General features: G+C 62.4%; 19 protein-coding genes and 1 pseudogene. 2 read left to right on the forward strand and 18 right to left on the reverse strand.

What is annotated here, in order from left to right; all coding sequences use genetic code 11:
* Positions 1 to 5: 5 nt before the first annotated feature.
* From WCZ84_RS04090 to WCZ84_RS04100, 3 genes are all read right to left on the reverse strand, one after another.
* A complete protein-coding gene (locus tag WCZ84_RS04090) occupies positions 6 to 818 on the reverse strand; it encodes an RsiV family protein (RefSeq protein ID WP_372684988.1) in 813 nt (270 codons plus the stop codon).
* 4 nt (positions 819 to 822) lie between these two features.
* Complete coding sequence (locus WCZ84_RS04095; protein WP_372684989.1) at positions 823 to 1,575, reverse strand: SDR family NAD(P)-dependent oxidoreductase; 753 nt, start codon at positions 1,573 to 1,575, stop codon at positions 823 to 825.
* A 226-nt stretch (positions 1,576 to 1,801) separates the two neighbouring features.
* On the reverse strand, positions 1,802 to 2,134 hold the full coding sequence (locus WCZ84_RS04100) for a c-type cytochrome (protein WP_372684990.1): 333 nt from the start codon (positions 2,132 to 2,134) through the stop codon (positions 1,802 to 1,804).
* 168 nt (positions 2,135 to 2,302) lie between these two features.
* Between WCZ84_RS04100 and WCZ84_RS04105 the strand changes: the two genes are divergently transcribed.
* Positions 2,303 to 2,803, forward strand: coding sequence for a TlpA disulfide reductase family protein (locus WCZ84_RS04105; RefSeq protein ID WP_372684991.1), 501 nt, complete (start codon positions 2,303 to 2,305; stop codon positions 2,801 to 2,803).
* Here the strand turns inward: WCZ84_RS04105 and WCZ84_RS04110 are convergent.
* The 5 genes from WCZ84_RS04110 to WCZ84_RS04130 all read right to left on the reverse strand — a co-directional run bounded on the left by WCZ84_RS04110 (position 2,685) and on the right by WCZ84_RS04130 (position 6,947).
* Positions 2,685 to 3,548 carry a slipin family protein gene (locus tag WCZ84_RS04110; RefSeq protein WP_372684992.1) on the reverse strand — a complete coding sequence of 288 codons (864 nt, stop codon included), beginning with the start codon at positions 3,546 to 3,548 and terminating at the stop codon, positions 2,685 to 2,687. The two genes, WCZ84_RS04105 and WCZ84_RS04110, sit on opposite strands and share 119 nt — an antisense overlap.
* A complete protein-coding gene (locus tag WCZ84_RS04115; RefSeq protein ID WP_372684993.1) occupies positions 3,545 to 3,898 on the reverse strand; it encodes an NfeD family protein in 354 nt (117 codons plus the stop codon). The genes WCZ84_RS04110 and WCZ84_RS04115 overlap by 4 nt, the downstream gene beginning before the upstream one ends.
* 64 nt (positions 3,899 to 3,962) lie before the next feature.
* Positions 3,963 to 4,328, reverse strand: a complete 366-nt coding sequence (locus tag WCZ84_RS04120; protein ID WP_372684994.1) for a DUF488 domain-containing protein — start codon at positions 4,326 to 4,328, stop codon at positions 3,963 to 3,965.
* A 121-nt stretch (positions 4,329 to 4,449) separates the two neighbouring features.
* Positions 4,450 to 5,853: a class II fumarate hydratase gene (gene fumC / locus WCZ84_RS04125; protein WP_372684995.1), complete on the reverse strand. Its 1,404-nt coding sequence runs from the start codon at positions 5,851 to 5,853 to the stop codon at positions 4,450 to 4,452.
* Positions 5,854 to 5,906: 53 nt separating this feature from the next.
* Positions 5,907 to 6,947 (reverse strand): type I glyceraldehyde-3-phosphate dehydrogenase, encoded by a 1,041-nt coding sequence (locus tag WCZ84_RS04130; RefSeq protein ID WP_372684996.1) that lies wholly within the window; start codon positions 6,945 to 6,947, stop codon positions 5,907 to 5,909.
* A 138-nt stretch (positions 6,948 to 7,085) separates the two neighbouring features.
* On the opposite strand from WCZ84_RS04130, the gene WCZ84_RS04135 reads away from it, so the two are divergent.
* Entirely contained in the window at positions 7,086 to 7,697 is a 612-nt protein-coding gene (locus WCZ84_RS04135) for a glutathione S-transferase family protein (protein WP_372684997.1), read from the forward strand.
* 54 nt (positions 7,698 to 7,751) lie between these two features.
* Here the strand turns inward: WCZ84_RS04135 and WCZ84_RS04140 are convergent, their stop codons facing one another.
* The 10 genes and pseudogenes from WCZ84_RS04140 to WCZ84_RS04185 all read right to left on the reverse strand — a co-directional run bounded on the left by WCZ84_RS04140 (position 7,752) and on the right by WCZ84_RS04185 (position 17,033).
* On the reverse strand, positions 7,752 to 8,453 hold the full coding sequence (locus tag WCZ84_RS04140; protein ID WP_372684998.1) for an ABC transporter ATP-binding protein: 702 nt from the start codon (positions 8,451 to 8,453) through the stop codon (positions 7,752 to 7,754).
* A 2-nt stretch (positions 8,454 to 8,455) separates the two neighbouring features.
* Positions 8,456 to 9,219 (reverse strand): annotated as a pseudogene (gene livG, locus WCZ84_RS04145) (high-affinity branched-chain amino acid ABC transporter ATP-binding protein LivG).
* On the reverse strand, positions 9,216 to 10,439 hold the full coding sequence (livM, locus tag WCZ84_RS04150; RefSeq protein ID WP_372684999.1) for a high-affinity branched-chain amino acid ABC transporter permease LivM: 1,224 nt from the start codon (positions 10,437 to 10,439) through the stop codon (positions 9,216 to 9,218). The pseudogene livG and the gene livM overlap by 4 nt, the downstream one beginning before the upstream one ends.
* Positions 10,439 to 11,368 (reverse strand): high-affinity branched-chain amino acid ABC transporter permease LivH, encoded by a 930-nt coding sequence (gene livH / locus WCZ84_RS04155; RefSeq protein ID WP_372685000.1) that lies wholly within the window; start codon positions 11,366 to 11,368, stop codon positions 10,439 to 10,441. Before livH ends, livM begins: the two co-directional genes overlap by 1 nt.
* A gap of 88 nt (positions 11,369 to 11,456) precedes the next feature.
* Positions 11,457 to 12,575: a high-affinity branched-chain amino acid ABC transporter substrate-binding protein gene (locus WCZ84_RS04160; RefSeq protein ID WP_372685001.1), complete on the reverse strand. Its 1,119-nt coding sequence runs from the start codon at positions 12,573 to 12,575 to the stop codon at positions 11,457 to 11,459.
* 170 nt (positions 12,576 to 12,745) lie between these two features.
* Complete coding sequence (locus WCZ84_RS04165) at positions 12,746 to 13,285, reverse strand: VUT family protein (protein WP_372685002.1); 540 nt, start codon at positions 13,283 to 13,285, stop codon at positions 12,746 to 12,748.
* On the reverse strand, positions 13,282 to 14,115 hold the full coding sequence (proC, locus tag WCZ84_RS04170; protein WP_372685003.1) for a pyrroline-5-carboxylate reductase: 834 nt from the start codon (positions 14,113 to 14,115) through the stop codon (positions 13,282 to 13,284). The genes WCZ84_RS04165 and proC overlap by 4 nt, the downstream gene beginning before the upstream one ends.
* Before the next feature lie 108 nt (positions 14,116 to 14,223).
* A complete protein-coding gene (locus WCZ84_RS04175; protein WP_372685004.1) occupies positions 14,224 to 15,345 on the reverse strand; it encodes a branched-chain amino acid ABC transporter substrate-binding protein in 1,122 nt (373 codons plus the stop codon).
* A gap of 111 nt (positions 15,346 to 15,456) precedes the next feature.
* Positions 15,457 to 15,972, reverse strand: a complete 516-nt coding sequence (locus WCZ84_RS04180) for a Dps family protein (RefSeq protein ID WP_372685005.1) — start codon at positions 15,970 to 15,972, stop codon at positions 15,457 to 15,459.
* A 104-nt stretch (positions 15,973 to 16,076) separates the two neighbouring features.
* Positions 16,077 to 17,033, reverse strand: coding sequence for a LysR substrate-binding domain-containing protein (locus WCZ84_RS04185; protein ID WP_372685006.1), 957 nt, complete (start codon positions 17,031 to 17,033; stop codon positions 16,077 to 16,079).
* Positions 17,034 to 17,045 lie beyond the last annotated feature (12 nt).

Here is a 17,045-nt window from a genome sequence, read left to right on the forward strand (position 1 = left end):
CACGCTTAGCGGGTCGGCGGCAAGTAACGGGGGCGCAGAATGTCGCCGAGCTGGCTATAGGGGATCAGCAGCTCGGGCTGGCCCCAGGCATAGGGTGCGATTTCATAGGATTGATACTTGGCCACCAACCCCAGATCCGTCAGTGCTACGTTGTCGGTGGGCGCGAAAGGCCACATGCGGTTGAAGGCATCGGTATCGTCGACCTGATCCGCCTGTTTCTGCAGCCATTGGGCATGCGCGGCACGCAGTTGCTCGTTGAAGGCGCCTTGAGCCCCCGATTGCAGCAAGTCGCCAAGCGTCAGCACTTTTTCTGTGCGGTTGTCCCAGTTGATGAATTGCGTTCCGGTAATGCCATGGGCCATGCCGGTCTGGTACTGACCCGAGGTCAGTTCGAGTGTCGTCAGGTCGGCATTGCGGTACCGGGTACGGGCGATCAGATCGACTTCGTCGCGGGCCGCGGCAGTCTTCAGATAATAGGCCTCGAATTCCTCGATCGTCTCGTAGGGGGCGGGCCGTTCCTGGTCGAGCCAGGTCATGCCTGCCAGGGCATAATCGACCAACTGGGTCAGCTTCGGATGGCCAGGAAAGGCAAGCGAGTCCACCACCAGTTTCGGACACGTGCCTTCGCAGCCGGCCGGCAGCCGGGTGTAGCGCACGGGTTGGGTAAAGTAGCCCTGCGTGCTGGTCTCGTCGTCCAGTGCCGCTGGAACCAGCGAGAGGTCGTCTTGGGGGCCGCTCGCGCAGCCCGCCAGTACGGCACCGGCTACAGCCAGGGTGGCGGCCCGGCACAAACCCGCCAGGAAAAAACGCTTTGGCATGGCATCAGCCCTCGCGGTGAACCTTCAGGCCGGCAAAGGCCTGGGACACCGGCATCAGTTCGATGGTGTTGATGTTGACCCGACCGGGCCGGGTAGTGGCCCAGACGACGGCATCGGCGATGTCTTCGGCGGTCAGCGCGTCAGCGCCATCGTAGACGGCCTTGGCCAGGGCCGCATCCCCCAGGCGCACGAGCGAGAATTCAGTCCCGCAACACAGCCCGGGCTCTATGTTGGTGACCCGCACCCGCGTGCCCCAGAGGTCGGCCCGCAGATTCTGGCTGAGCTGGTGCACGAAGGCTTTGGTGGCCCCGTAGACGTTGCCGCCAGGGTAGGGGTGGACGCCCGCTATCGACCCCAGGTTGATGACGTGGCCCTGATTGCGGCGAACCATGCCGGGCAGTACGGCGTGTACCAGGCGGGTGAGCCCGAGCACGTTGGTGGCGATCATTTGTTCCCAATCCGCCAGGCTGGACTCCTGCGCTGGCGCAACCCCAAGGGCCAGCCCAGCGTTGTTGACCAGCACGTCGATGCCGTCGAACTGGGACTGAACCCAAGCCACCCCATGTTCTACGGCACTTGGGTCGGTGACGTCCATCACCAAGGGATGAAAATCCGCCCCTAGTTTTTCGCGCAGCTGCTCGAGCCGGTCGAGGCGCCGCGCGGCACCGACTACGGTGTATTTCTGTTCGATCAGACGCCCCGCAATGGCCGCTCCAAAGCCAGCCGACGCGCCCGTCACCAATGCAATCCCTGCCATGACAACCCCTTGTTCAACTGATCGAACTGGTGTGATACCAGCCAAAATCCTGATCCGTGTCTGATGATATCAGGATCCGGCACCCAGGATAAAATTCGCATAATGTATATTATGTAAAGTAATGGAAAGGCGATCCTTGTCGACAGGCGGTGCGAGGCCACCAGCAAAAACGCCAGCCGTGTGGGCTGGCGCTGCCTTTCAGCATGCAGAGATCTGACGGCGGGTATCAGTGCGGCGCACCGGCAACCAGCCATTCGACCACGACCGCGATGTCGGCATCGGAAATACCGACGTTGGGCGGCATGGGAATCGGACCATATACCCCGGAGCTGCCTTCTTTGATGTGTTTGGTGAGCACGGCCGCTGCGTCGGCCTGCCCCTTGTGCTTGGCGGCCACTTCTTCGTAGGCCGGACCAATGACTTTTTTGTCGACCGCGTGACACGCCAGGCAGGCATTTTTGGTCAGGATGGGGCTGACCTGGGCGTAGTCGGGTGCTGCCTGGACGGCAGACCCGAAAGCCAGCAGGGACAGGCTCAGTGCAACGACAGACAGTTTCATGGGCATGGTCTCCAAAGGTATCGAATGAGTGAGTGGGTTGGTCAGCCTGCATTACACCACGACTGACACGGGTATTGAAGGATAATCATACAGGCCGTGTAGGTATTTTCATTCCAACGCCAGAGCAGTTTATGATAAACGCTGTACGGGCCTCAGGAGCACAGTACCATGATACCGGGGCAGACATTACCTCATTGGTCTGTACGGACCTGGATCAACTGGTCCGACGACACCAAACCGCCCTCTTTCGAGCAGCTGCACGGCAAAGTCGTCGTCATCCACGCATTTCAGATGCTGTGCCCGGGCTGTGTGGCGCACGGCATTCCACAGGCCAAGGCCATCCACCAGGCCTTCCCGGCCGATCGGCTGCAAGTGCTGGGCCTGCACACCGTGTTCGAACACCATGATGCAATGACCGAAACCGCCCTCAGGGCGTTCATCCAGGAATACCGCATCCGTTTCCCGGTGGGGATCGACATGCCTGGCACCGAAGGCCAGCCCGTCCCCCAAACCATGCAGGCCTGGGCGCTCGAGGGCACCCCGACCCTGATCATTCTGGACGATCTGGGGCGCGTGCGGCTGAATCACCTGGGTCAGGCCGAAGACCTGCGTGTGGGCGCGATTCTGGGCCAGCTCCTGAGCGAAGCACAGTCTCGGGCTGCCGCATGAAGCCCGCCAGCAAGTCGATCGGAATGGGGAACACCAAGGTGGACGACTTGTCGCCGGCAACCTGCGTGAGCGTATCAAGATAGCGCAACTGCATGGCAGAGGGTTCGCTGGCCAGAACAGTAGCGGCTTCGGCCAGCGCCTTCGAGGCCTGCAGCTCGCCTTCGGCGTGGATGACCTTCGCCCGCCGCTCGCGCTCCGCCTCGGCCTGGCGCGCCATGGCGCGGATCATGGTTTCATTGAGGTCGATGTGTTTGATTTCGACGTTTGTGACCTTGATACCCCAGCCATCGGTCTGGGCATCCAGGATGGCCTGGACATCGGTATTGAGCTTTTCGCGCTCCGTCAGCATTTCATCGAGCTCGTGTTTGCCCAGCACGGCCCGCAGCGTGGTTTGTGCAAGCTGGCTGGTGGCCTCGTAGTACTGCTCGACCTGGATGATGGCTTTTGCCGGATCCACCACCCGAAAATACACCACGGCATTGACCCGTACAGATACGTTGTCACGTGAAATCACGTCCTGGGGCTCTACGTCCATGGTGACCACCCGCGTATCGACCCGGACCAGTTGTTGCAGGAACGGGATCACCACGATCAGGCCCGGCCCTTTGGTGCCCCCGTAGCGGCCCAACGTGAAGATGACCCCGCGTTCGTATTCGCGCAGAATCCGAAAGAGCCGCAGCAGCACGGTGAAGAGGAAAACCAGTACGACCAGGCTGATGAAAGAGCCCAGATTCAGAAACATCATCGCGTCACCTCGGTGTCTTGGTTCAAATGGCCAGACGAATGGTCTGACGAGTGGCCAGACGGCTCGACCTGAAGCACCAGGCCCTGCACGCTGCGCACCCGCACCGCCTGCCCGACCTGCAAGGGCGCCTTTGAGCGGACCTGCCAGACCTCGCCCCGCACCAGCGCCCAGCCCCGGCCGCGGCCATCGGTTTCCTGGGTGACCTCGCCCACCATACCGGGCAGCTCTTCGTTACCCCCCTGCGCCCTTTGGCGTTGGGCCTGGATGGCAATCACCGCGGCCAGCAGAAAGATCAGCAGCATCAGGCCCAACGCCCAGGCCGACTGCGAACCGAAATAGATCAACAACATGGCGCACCCTGAATGCGGACCGCCATGTGGCCGCCCCCCCTGCCCCGGATCGTTGCCGGCGGCTTCATGTCTGCAAGGCCCCCAGGACGCCCGCCAGGACGACCGCCTGATTGTGCTCGGTGTCGCGCGCGCCGTACAGCAGGGTCAAGGGCCGGCCATCGGCCTGGTCCAGCAGGGCTCGCAGGCGCGCCTGCGCTTCGGGTGCCTGCAGTTCCTTGAGGTAATCCTGGCGAAAACCGTCCCAGCGTTCGGGTTTGTGGCCGAACCACGTGCGCAGTGCCGTGCTGGGCGCCAGGTCTTTGTACCAGAGGTCGTACTGGAATGTGGCCTTGGAGAGCCCGCGGGGCCAGAGCCTGTCGACCAGGACCCGCAGGCCGTCGGCCTCTTCGGCCGCCTCGTAAGCCCGTTTGATGTGTATCGTACTTGCCATATGCGTCTATCCCCTGCCCCGTCGCGAGCCCATGCCGACCCATGTGGCCAGAATGCCGGTGGGCCCGCCTGGCCGCGCCCCGGCCGGAGCCGGGACTGGAGCCAAGGCCGCATACGGCCGCTCAGGCCTTGCTGGGATGGGTCATCTCCAGGGGCACTATCCATTCATCGTACTGCGCATCGGTGAGAAAACCCAGGGCCAGGGCCGCTTCACGCAGCGTACTGTGCTCTTTATGGGCCTTTTTCGCAATCGCCGCGGCCTTATCGTAGCCAATATGGCGATTCAGGGCGGTCACCAGCATCAGGTTCTTGTCGAGATTCTCTGCAATACGCGCCCGATTGGGTTCGATGCCCACGGCACAGTGTTCGTTGAACGAGAGGCAGGCATCCGCCAGCAGTTCGATGCTCTCGAGCACATTATGCACCATCACCGGCTTGTAGACATTCAACTGGAAGTTGCCTTGCGACCCCGCGAACGCCACGGCGGCATCATTGCCAAAGACCTGTACGCAGACCATGGTGAGCGCCTCGCACTGCGTGGGGTTGACCTTGCCCGGCATGATGGACGAACCAGGTTCGTTTTCGGGGATGTCCAGTTCGCCGATGCCGCAGCGCGGCCCGCTCGCCAGCCAGCGCACGTCGTTGGCGATCTTCATCAAGGCGCCAGCCAGCGTGCGCAGGGCCGCCGAAAGATTCACCAGCGCATCGTGCGCCGACAGGGCAAAGAACTTGTTGTCGGCGCTCTCGAAGGGCTGCCCCGTGATCTCGGAGATGTGGGCCGCGGCCCGCGCGCCGAATGCCGGATGCGCGTTCAGGCCGGTGCCGACCGCCGTGCCTCCGATGGCCAGGCTGTAGATACCGGGCATCGCCGCCTGCACGCACTCGAGCGCAAAATCGATCTGTGCCACCCACGCGCTGATTTCCTGCCCGACGGTGATGGGAGTGGCATCCTGCAGGTGCGTGCGCCCCGTCTTCACGATCTGCCCGGTATCCCGCGCTTTCTCGGCCAGCGTGTCGCGCAGCGTGCGGACCGCCGGAAAGAAACGGCCCTGCAGTTCGCTGGCCACGGCAATATGCATGGCGGTGGGGAACGTATCGTTGGACGATTGCCCCCGATTCACGTGATCGTTGGGATGTACGGGTGTCTTGGAGCCCATTTTGCCGCCCGCCAATTCGATGGCGCGGTTGGAAATCACCTCGTTGGCATTCATGTTGGACTGCGTGCCCGAACCCGTCTGGAATACCACCAGTGGGAACTCGTCATCGTGCTTGCCGAGAATGACCTCATCGGCGGCCCGGACGATCAGCGCGGCGGTCTCCTCTGGCAACTCGCCCAGCTCTGCGTTGGCCAGGGCCGCCGCCTTCTTGAGGATCCCCAAGGCGCGGATCATGGGTGCCTGCCAGCGAAAGCGCGCGACCCCGATCGGGAAATTCTGAATGGAACGCTGCGTCTGCGCGCCCCAATAGTGGGTGGCTGGAACCTCGATGGCACCCATCGAGTCAGTTTCGGTGCGGCAGTCAGCCATGATGAAATACTCCTGGAAAATACAAGGTCTGGAGGGATGGAGACAGGGTGCCGTCAGGGATGGCCCGCTTTGAAAACGCGGGCCCAGGCACTGGCGACGTCAAGCATGCGATGGGCAAAACCCCATTCATTGTCGAACCAGAGCAGCATGTTCGCAAAATGGCCTTGATTGACGCTGGTCTGGCCCTGGTCGATGATGACAGAGTGCGAATCATGAATGAAGTCCACCGACGCGTGGGGTTGGCGCGTGCAGGCGAACAGGTCGGGGTGCATACGGGCCGATTCTTCGAACAGCGCGTTCAAGGCCTGCACAGTGGTGGGCTGCTCGAGGTGCACGACCAGGTCGATAGCCGACACATTGTGGATGGGGACGCGGATGGCCTTGGCCTGTATCCGGCCGGCCAGATGCGGCAGCAGCCTTTCCACGCCCGCTGCCAGGCCCGTGGCCACAGGTATGATGGACTGCATGGCCGAGCGTGTGCGGTGCAAGTCGCTATGGTGATAGCCATCGATCATGGGCTGGTCATTCATGACCGAATGCAGGGTGCTGAGCATGGCGCTGCGCACGCCGAGATGCCGATCCAGCACATCCAGCACCGGCACACTTGCATTGGTGGTGCAGGATGCCGCCGAAACGATGCGCTGATCGCGGCTCAGGCCCTGTTCATTGATGCCGTACACCACAGTATGATCGACGTCCTCGGCGCTGTGCGTCGGGTGGGAGACCAGCACCTTCGGGCAGCCAGCGGCGATGAAGCGTTCCAGAGCCTGCCGGGTGGCATAATGCCCCGAGCATTCGAACAGCAGGTCGGGGGCGATGTCATGCCAAGGCACCCGAGCCGGCTCGGGCTCATGCGTCACGGCGATGCGGTGCCCATTGATCACCATGGCGTTGGGCAGGGCCTCGACCGTACCCGGAAAGGGCCCGTGCGTGGAATCGAAGCGGGTCAGGTGGACCATGGCGTCCAGGTCGGCCGGCTCGTTGATGGCCACGACCTGCATGTTCTGGTGATGGGGGGATTCAAGTAGCGCGCGCAGCACGCAGCGCCCTATTCTTCCGTAGCCGTTGATGGCAATGCGCAAGGCGTTAGACATGACAGAAACAAAACGAGTCGCAGTATGCGGCAATGGCCAGTAGTCTAACCGACCCCTGAGATGGCTGCCAGTTCTACACCGAACCGGTGGATCCGGTGGTATAACATGCTTGATGTTCACGTCTCACATGGAACCCAGATGAAGCTTTATTATTTTCCCGGTGCGTGCCCCCTGGTGACCCACATCGTCCTCGAATGGATCGGCAAGCCCTACGACACGCAACGGCTCACTCGCGAAGAAACCAAAGAACCCGCCTATCTCGCGCTCAACCCCGAAGGGCTGGTGCCCACCCTGGTCGATGGGGATTTCGTCCTCACGCAAAGCGCGGCCATCCTCGAATATCTGGCTGAACTGAACCCGCAAGCCGAGCTCCTCGGCGACGACCCGGTCAGCCGTGCCGAAACCCGCCGCTGGCTCAGTTTCTGCAACTCAGACATGCACCGCACGTTCGGTCTGATTTTCGGCGCATCGAAATTCAGCGATGGCAATGAAGCCGCCGCCCAGACGCTTTCAGCCAAAGCCACCGACATGCTGCGCAGTTTCTTTGCCATCGCCAACGACCGCCTGCGCGGGCGCGATTGGCTCACTGGCCAGCGCTCGGTGGCCGACCCCTACCTGTATGTTCTGCTGCGTTGGGCGCATGCCAAAGAGGTCCCTGTCGATGACTTCGCCGAGCTGACCCGATTCTATGCCCGCATGGAGCGCGATCCGGGCGTACAGGCCGCCCTTCGGGCCCAGGGCCTGGCCTGAAAAACCCAGGGCCCTGGCTTCCCACCCAGGGCTTGGCCTGATGCCGGGGCCCTGTCAGGCCCCCAGATAGGCTTTGCGCACATCGTCGTTGACCAGCAGGTTTGCCCCCGTGTCGGACATGACGACCTGGCCCGTCTCGAGCACATAGCCGCGATCGGCGACCTGCAAGGCCTTGTTGGCATTCTGCTCGACCAAAAACACGGTGACGCCTTCATCGCGAATGGTGCGGATGATGTCGAAGATCTGTGCAATGATCAGGGGCGCCAGGCCCAGCGTGGGCTCGTCGAGCAGCAGCAGCCTGGGGCGCGTCATCAGGGCCCGCCCAATGGCCAGCATCTGCTGCTCGCCGCCGGACATGGTCCCCGCGCGCTGGCTGGCGCGTTCTTTCAGGCGAGGGAACAGTTCGAAGACGTGCGCCATGCTGTCTTCGGTCTGGCTGCGGTTGAGAAAAAACGCCCCCATGTTCAAGTTCTCGTAGACGGTCAGGTCCGGGAACACGCGCCGGCCTTCGGGTGATATGGCCATGCCCATCTGCATGATGACGTGGGTGGGCAGCTCGGTGATGTCCTCGCCCAGGAAAGTGATCCTGCCGGCGCGTGCACGGGGGTTGCCGCATACGGACATGAGCAGGGTCGTCTTGCCTGCGCCATTGGCACCGATCAGGGTGACGATCTCGCCTTCATTGACTTCGACCGACACCCCGTCGAGCGCCTGGATGGCGCCATAAAACGTACTGACGTTTTCAAGCTTGAGCACCCTTATTCCCCCAGATAGGCTTTGATGACCCGTGGATCGCGGCGCACGTCATCGGGTAAGCCGGTCGTGATCGGTTTGCCGTGCTCCATGACCAGAATGCGGTCCGACACCCCCATGACCAGGCTCATGTCGTGCTCTATGAGCAACACGGCCACATCGTACTCCCGGCGCAGTTGGTCGATCAGGGCCTGCAGATCGCGTTTTTCCTGGGGGTTGAGGCCCGCCGCCGGTTCGTCGAGCATCAGAGCCGCGGCTTGGTGATCATGCAGCGCGCGATTTCGAGGCGCCGCTGGTGCCCATAGGCCAGGTTGCCGGCTTCCCGATTGGCATACTGGCGTATACCCATGAAATCCAGCCACTGGACGGCATGCTGTTTGGCCTCGGTTTCGGAATGTCGAAACGAGGGCAGCTTCAGCAAACCCTGTATGAGCCCGGTTTCCATATGCGTATGCTGGGCCACCAGCAGATTCTCGAGCACCGTCAGACTCTTGAACAGGCGCACGTTCTGGAAGGTGCGCACCAGGCCGTGGCGTGCCACCTTGTGGCTGGGCAGCCCGGTGATCGGGTGTCCGTCCATGGTGATCGCACCCGTCGTGGGTTTGTAGAACCCCCCTACGCAGTTGAAGACCGTGGTCTTCCCTGCCCCGTTGGGCCCGATGATGGCAAAGACCTCGTCGCGATGGACCTCGAATTCGACCTGATCGACGGCCAGCAGGCCGCCAAAGCGCATGGTCAGCCCGCTGACGCTCAGCAATGGATCGCTCATGATTCCAGCTCCACTTGCGGGCGCTTCATGGGCAGCAGCCCCTGCGGGCGCCACACCATCATGACCACCATGACCAGACCGAAGATCAGCATCCGGTATTCGGCGAACTCGCGGGCGATCTCCGGCACGACGGTCAGCAGCACGGCGGCCAGGATGACGCCGACCTGCGAGCCCATGCCCCCCAGCACCACAATGGCGAGAATCAGGGCGGATTCGATGAAGGTGAACGACTCCGGGTTGACCAGGCCCTGGCGCGCCGCGAAGAACGCCCCCCCGAACCCCGCGAACATGGCCCCCATGGTGAAGGCCGACAGCTTGATATTGCGTGGATTCAGGCCCAACGAACGGCAGGCGATCTCGTCTTCGCGCAGGGCTTCCCAGGCGCGCCCGATCGGCATGCGAATGAGCCGGCTGGTGACGAACAGCGTGATGAGCACCAGGATGAGGGCCAGCAGGTAGAGATAGATGACCACGTCCTGGCTGTTGAACGGAATCCCGAAGGCCTCGTGGAACGTGGGCGAGCCGTCGAGTGAGCGCCGTGTGAGCTGATAGCCGAAAAGCGACGGCTTGGGAATGCCCGACACCCCATCCGGGCCCCCCGTGAAATCGTACAGGTTGATGAGCAGCAGGCGGATGATTTCGCCGAAACCCAGGGTCACGATGGCGAGATAATCGCCGCGCAGGCGCAGTACGGGGAAGCCCAGGATATAGCCAAAGAAGGCGGACACCAGGCCCGAAAACGGCAGCGCCTCCCAGAAGGTCCAGCCCAGCCAGTGGTATAGCAAGGCATACGTGTAGGCACCGACTGCATAAAAGCCCACGAAACCGAGATCGAGCAGCCCCGCATAGCCCACCACGATGTTCAGGCCCAGGCCGAGCATCACGTAGATCAACACCAGTGTGGCGATATCCACTTGGGCGCGCCCGGTAAAGAAAGGCCAGACCAAGGCAAACAGAACCAGCACCAGGATGACTTTCCGGCGCACGGCGTCGGTGATCGGCGGCACCCTGAAATGGCTGACCCCGGTCTTGCGAAGTTTCCAGAGCGGGCGCAGCATCTGCACGACGAAAATGATCAGCATGCCGCCGATGATCATCGTCCAGTCGGGCTGCAGGTAGGTTTCCTGGCCGCGTCGCAGTATCTGCAGGCCAAATACCGGCGCGATGATGATCCCCGCCATCAGGGCTGCGATCAGGGCGTTCTTGATATGTTGACTCATCAGACTTTCTCAACCTCGGGTTTGCCCAACAGCCCCGTGGGACGGAACAGCAGGATCAGCACGAGCAGCAGAAATGCAACGATGTCCTTGTATTGTGACGAGATGAAGGCCGCGGCAAAGGTTTCTGCCAGCCCCAGCAGCACCCCGCCCAGCATGGCGCCCGGAATGCTGCCGATGCCGCCCAGCACTGCCGCCGTAAAAGCCTTGATGCCGGCAATGAAGCCGATGAACGGATTCAGCTTGCCGATGGCCAGGGCGATCAACACCCCCCCGACGGCTGCCAGCATGGCGCCAATCACGAACGTGACGGAAATGATGCGGCTGGTGTCGATGCCCAGGAGATTGGCCATCTTGAGGTCCTGCGAACAGGCCCGCGACGCCTGGCCAGTGCGGGAATACTTGATGAACAGGGACAGGCCGACCATCATGACGATGGTCACCAGAATGATCATGATGCGCGAATAGGGCGCCGTCACGGTGAAGTCGCTGGTGCCCAGCGTGAATTCGAACGACCCGGTGATCAGCGACGGCACCGCCATGTCCCGGGCGCCCTGCCCCGTGGCCACCCAGTTCTGCAGAAAGATGGACATGCCGATGGCCGAAATCAGCGGCACGAGCCGTGGACTGTTGCGCAACGGCGCGTAGGCGATCTTTTCAACTGCAAAGCCATAGACCGCCGTTACCAGCACGGCCACGACCAGCATGGCCAGCACCATCAGCGGAATGGGGACGCCGCTGCCCACGCCAATGGCCGAGAGCGTGACCAGCCCGACATAGGCGCCGATCATGTAGATCTCGCCGTGCGCGAAATTGATCATGCCGATGATGCCATAGACCATGGTGTAGCCAATGGCAATCAAGGCATAAATGGCGCCCAGCGACAAGCCGTTGAACAGCTGTTGCGTCAATAGGGGGAGCAGGTCGGACATGGTGGATGGGGGTTGGTCTGTAGGACACCCGGCCCTTGCGGGCCCGGGCGGAAGAAGCCCCGGCGCGTGCCGGGGCTGACCGAGCCCGTCAGGGCTGGATCTGGGTCATGTTGCCGTCGGCGTCCCATTGGAACACGGCGAATTCGAACTGTTTGAGGTCTCCTTTGGCATCGTAGTCGACCTTGCCGATGACCGTATCGAAACTGTGTTCGTGCATGTAGTCGGCCACCTTGGCTGGATCCGCGCCAACGGCATTGATGGCATCGGCCAGTATCTGCATGGCCGCATACGCCGTCATGGTGAATGCGCCATCAGGGCTGCGATTGTATTTCTTGAACTGCTCGAGCACCGCTTCGTTGCCTTCACGTTTGGTGAAGTCGGCCGGCAGCGTGGTCAGGAGCTTGTCGATCGCCGGCCCGGCAAGCGCCACCAGGTCTTTGTTGGCCACCCCTTCGGGGCCCATGAATTGGACATCCAGGCCTTGTTCCCGGGCCTGGCGCAACAGCAGGCCGAGTTCCGGGTGATAGCCGCCGAAATAGACCAGATCGGGACCCAATGCCTTGAGCTTGGAGATGACGGCAGAATAATCGCTGTCGCCCACGTTGATCCCTTCGAACATGGCGATGTTCACGCCGCCTTTTTCGAGGGTTTTCTGCACCTGCGTCGCCACCCCCGAGCCGTAGGTTTGCTTGTCGTGCAGGATGGCCACTTTTTGCGGCTTGAGCTGGTCGATGATGTACTGGCCGGCAAAAGGGCCTTGCTGATCGTCGCGGCCAATGGTACGGAAGAAGTAATGCGGCTTGATCGTATCGGTGACGAGCGGCGACGTGGCGCCCGGGGTGATGGCCACAATGCCTTCCTGCTCGTAGACGTTGACGGCAGGTACCGTGGTACCCGAGCAAGCGTGCGCCACGGCAAACTGGGCGCCGGCGTTGACCACACGGTTGGCCGCTGGTACCGCCTGCTTGGGTTCACAGCCATCATCGATGAGCAGGGGTTCGATCTGCATGCCCTGGATGCCGCCCGCCTCGTTCATGGCATCGATGGCCGTCAGCGCGCCTGCCTGGATCTGGTCGCCATATTGGGTGTTGGGGCCTGTCATGGGTTGCGGGATGCCGATCTTGAGCGTGTCGGCCTGAACGCCCGCAGCCAGCGACATGGCGCCAAAAGCAAGCAGTATGGGGGTGATGCGCAATGTAAGCTTCATTCGGTAGTCTCCGGTAGAGGCGCCGCTGGCTGAACGAGGACCCTTTTAGGGAAATGGCCAGGGGCACCAAGCCTGTGTGATTGCTTTCCGCCCTGAGCGGCAGGCGTATTCTGAAGGCTTTAGCGGCACACTGTCACTTCGGTAATTCCCTTATTTCAGCTGGCCGGCCTTCAGCTGGCCGGCCGCGCGAGGTTCCACATCAGCGCCCTGAATGGCGCCAACATGAGCAGATTCACCAGCAACTTGACAGCCAGGTCACCCACGAGAAGCGTCGTCCAGGGAACGTCGGTACCGGCAAATGCGATGGCAAAAAAGGCGACGGTATCGAATACGGCGGCGATGGCGCCACCGATGAAGGGCGCGCGCCACCAGCGCTGGTGGCGTAAACGGTCGAAGATGGTGATGTCGGTGAGTTGGGCAATCAGGAAAGCACTGCCCGACGCCAGGGCAATGCGCGGGCTGGCCAGCCAGACCGAGGCGACCAGCGCCGCCGCGAACCCGCCATAGACCACGCGCCGTGCAGCGCGCGGGCCAAACCGCCGGTTGAGTACGTCGGTGACGAGAAATGACACGGGATAGGTGATGGCCCCCCAGGTGAGCCAGGGGTTGATCGGGTACTGGACCAGGATGTTGGAACCCACGACGATGGCGACCATGCAGGCAAACGCGACCCCGAACTGGCGCGTGGACATGGCGGAAAAATGCGTCATGAGGCGTATTGCCCGGCAAGTTCGCGCGCGCGGCGCGCAGCGGCGGCCACCGCCTGATGAATGATGGCGGCCTGATCATGGGCCTGGAAGACTTCCAGGGCGGCGGCCGTCGTCCCCCCGGGAGAGGTCACGCGCTCGCGCAGCACGGCTGGGGAATCGGGCGACAGGCTGGCCAGCTGCGTCGCGCCATTGAAGGTGGCCAATGCCAGCATGCGGGCCTGCTCGGCCGACAGGCCCTGCTGGATGCCCGCAGCGATCAGCGCCTCGAGAAACAGAAACACGTAGGCTGGACCACTGCCAGAGACCGCCGTGACGGCATCGATGGCGGCGTCATCGGCCACCCACAGGATTTCCCCCACGGCCGACAGCAGGTCTTCTGCCAACTGGCGATCTGCCGTATCGACACCGGCGAGCGCCATCATGCCCGTGATGCCCGCAGCGATCAGCGCGGGGGTATTGGGCATGCAGCGCACCACACGGGTGAAGGGCCGTTCGGGCGCCCCCAGCCACTGGGAGAGCGCTTGTGCCGGGATGCCCGCGGCAATGCTGATGACCAGCGTATCGGGTTGCAGCCAGGGCCGGCATTGCTGGACGACCTGCGCCATGATTTGTGGCTTGACCGCAAAAAACCAGACACGGCTTGCAGCCAGGTGGGCATCGGGTTCGGCAGCGACCGTAGTGCCCATGCCCTGCCAGTGCGCCCGTGTGGCCGCGACGGGATCGATTACGTGCACATGGTTGGCCGCACAACGCCGCCCGATCAGGCCGCTGGCCAGCGCACCGGCCATGTTGCCGCCCCCGACGAGGGCCAGAGTGAATTCTTCTTTCATGGATGTATTGTATGAAAGAAGTGGCACTTTGGTGAATTGAAAAGCGGTGCCCCGAAGGGCACCGCGAAATCCGGGCGCGATGCGCCCGGATACCTGGCAATGCCAGGGTCAGTCGAAGACCGACTTGCTGCCGTCGGCGTGCCAGGTGAAGACATCGAACTTGAAGGATTCGAGGTCACCCTGGTCGTTCCAGGAAATCTCGCCGATCGGCGTCTTGACCGAATTGGCATGCAGCCATTCCGCCACCTTGGCCGGATCGTCCTGACCGGCCCCTTTGATGCCGTTGGCAATGGCATCGACAGCTGCGTATGCCGTGAGCTGGAATGCGCCGCCCGGGTCGCGGTTCTTGTCTTTGAACGCTTTGACGATCGCTGCGTTGGCAGGATCCGTGGTGAAGTCGGCCGGCAGGGTGACCAGCATGCCTTCGACGGCCGGGCCGGCAATGGCATTGATGTCTGGGTTACCCACCCCTTCAGGCCCCATGAACTTGGCCTGCACGCCTTGTTCGGCCCCCTGGCGCAACAACAGACCCATTTCGGGGTGATAGCCGCCGTAATAGACGAAATCCGCCCCCGACGACTTCAGCTTGGTGATGACCGCTGAATAATCGCTGTCGCCGGCGTTGATGCCTTCGAACAGCACGACATCGATGCCGGCTTTTTCGAGATCATTCTTGACGGCCTGGGCGATGCCTTGCCCGTATGACTGCTTGTCGTGCAGGACAGCCACCGCCTTGGGCTTGACCCGGTTCTTGATGAAGTCGGCGGCGGCAGGACCTTGCTGGTCATCCCGGCCGATCGTGCGGAAAATGGTGTCGTAGCCCTTGCCATCGGTGACCGCCGGCGAAGTGGCCGAGGGCGTGACCATGACCACCCCTTCGTTGTTGTACACCGGCGTGGCGGCAATGGTGGCGCCGGAGCACACATGGCCGACGACATAGTGGATTTTTTCATTGACCACCCGGTTGGCCACGACGGGCCCCTGCTTGGGTTCGCAGGCGTCGTCCATCACGACGACCTCGAACTGGTTGCCCAGCACGCCACCTGCGGCATTGATGGTCTCGACGGCTGTGTCCACCCCTTCTTTGACCATGTCGCCGTACTGGGTCAGTGCGCCGGTATAAGGCCCGGCAACAGCGATGCGGATGGTGTCGGCCTGCGCAGCGGAAGAAAGCATCAGGCCGGTGGCCAGGCCCAGCGCGATTGCCATCGGCGTAAAGCGTACGTTCATAAGACCTCCTGTAAATGACCCGAAAAGAATACACGAAGGCCCTGCTTCGCGGGTAGTGCCCTCGATGGGGGTTTACCCCCGGAAGCCGGGCGCCTGCCGCTGCAGATGGCGTCAGGCCAACATGCTGCGCAGCATCCAGGCGTTCTTTTCGTGGATGTCGAGCCGTTGCGTGAGCAAATCGGCCGTGGGCTGGTCGTTGACTTCGTCGGCCATGCGAAATGCACTGCGGGCCGTACGGGCCACGGCCTCGTTGCCGTCGACCAGCATTTGCAGCATGCCCTGGGCGTTGGGCACCGAGGTGGGTTCGGCAATGGAACTGAGCCGCGCGTATTCGGCATACGTGCCTGGGGCATAGTGCCCGAGCGCGCGAATGCGTTCGGCGATTTCGTCGAGCGCCTGCCAGATTTCGGTGTATTGCGTCATGAACAGGTTATGCAAGGCGCTGAACATGGGCCCCGTGACATTCCAGTGGAAGTTGTGCGTCATCAGGTACAGCGTGTAGGTGTCGGCCAGCGTTTTGGAGAGCTCGGCCACGACGGCGGCGCGATCTTCTGCGGAAATCCCGATATCGATGGGCAGGCCGCTGGGCGGGGCGATCTGAGCGGATGGATTGTTGGTTTTGGCCATTGAGATCTCCTTGTGGGAATGACGGACAGCCCCAGAATAGCACGCCTTGAAGTCGGTGGATGCCCTGTGTGACGGCGCGCGCGGAACGTCGGGCGAGCAGGGGCTCAGGCTTCGGCCGCCGCGCTGGCCGGCTCGCCTTCGAGCAGTTCGATACCCGGCATGCCGCAGCCTCGTATGGCTTGTACCAACGCCTCGATGGCGGCCAGACGCGGATAGCTTCGACGCCACACGAGCACGACGCGCCGATCAGGCACGGGCGGCTCGAATGGCACGAAACGCAATAGGCTGCTTTCCGCCCCCTGCACCCCCAGGGCGCTGGCCGGCAGCACCGTGATGCCAATGCCCGCCGCCACCATGTGCCGGATCGTCTCCAGCGACGAGCCTTCGAAAGTCCGTTGAATGCCTTCGCTGGTCGCCGAGAATCGCGACAGCTCGGGGCAGACTTCGAGGACCTGATCGCGAAAACAGTGCCCGGTGCCCAGCAGAAGCATGGTTTCTTCTTTCAGCTGCCCAGCCGGTATGCGCGGCCTGCTCACCCATGGATGTTCGTGCGGCAGCGCCACGAAAAACGGCTCATCATAGAGCTCGCACTGCGCAAGGCCGTTGTCCGGGATGGGCAAGGCGACGATCGCGCAGTCGATCTCCCCCTGGCGCAGCAGTTCGAGCAGGCGGGCCGTATAGTTCTCTTGCAACAACAGCGGCATCTGCGGCGTGCGGCGAATCTGCTCGGGCACCAGCCATGGCAGCAGATACGGACCGATAGTGTAGATCACGCCCACGCGCAGCGGCCCCACCAGGGGATCCTGCCCTTGGCGCGCGATTTCGCGCAAATTGGCACTTTCTTCCAATATTTTCTGGGCTTGGGCCACCACCCGCAGCCCGATCGGCGTCACGCCGACCTCGGCCCCGCCGCGCTCGAAAAGGACGACCTCGAGCTCATCCTCGAGCTTGCGTATCGCCACCGAGAGCGTGGGCTGGCTGACAAAGCATGCTTCGGCGGCGCGCCCGAAATGACGTTCGCGTGCCACCGCCACAATGTATTTCAGTTCGGTCAAAGTCATATCTTCAAACCC

This window comes from Castellaniella sp., assembly GCF_041675725.1.
GTDB lineage: Bacteria > Pseudomonadota > Gammaproteobacteria > Burkholderiales > Burkholderiaceae_B > Castellaniella.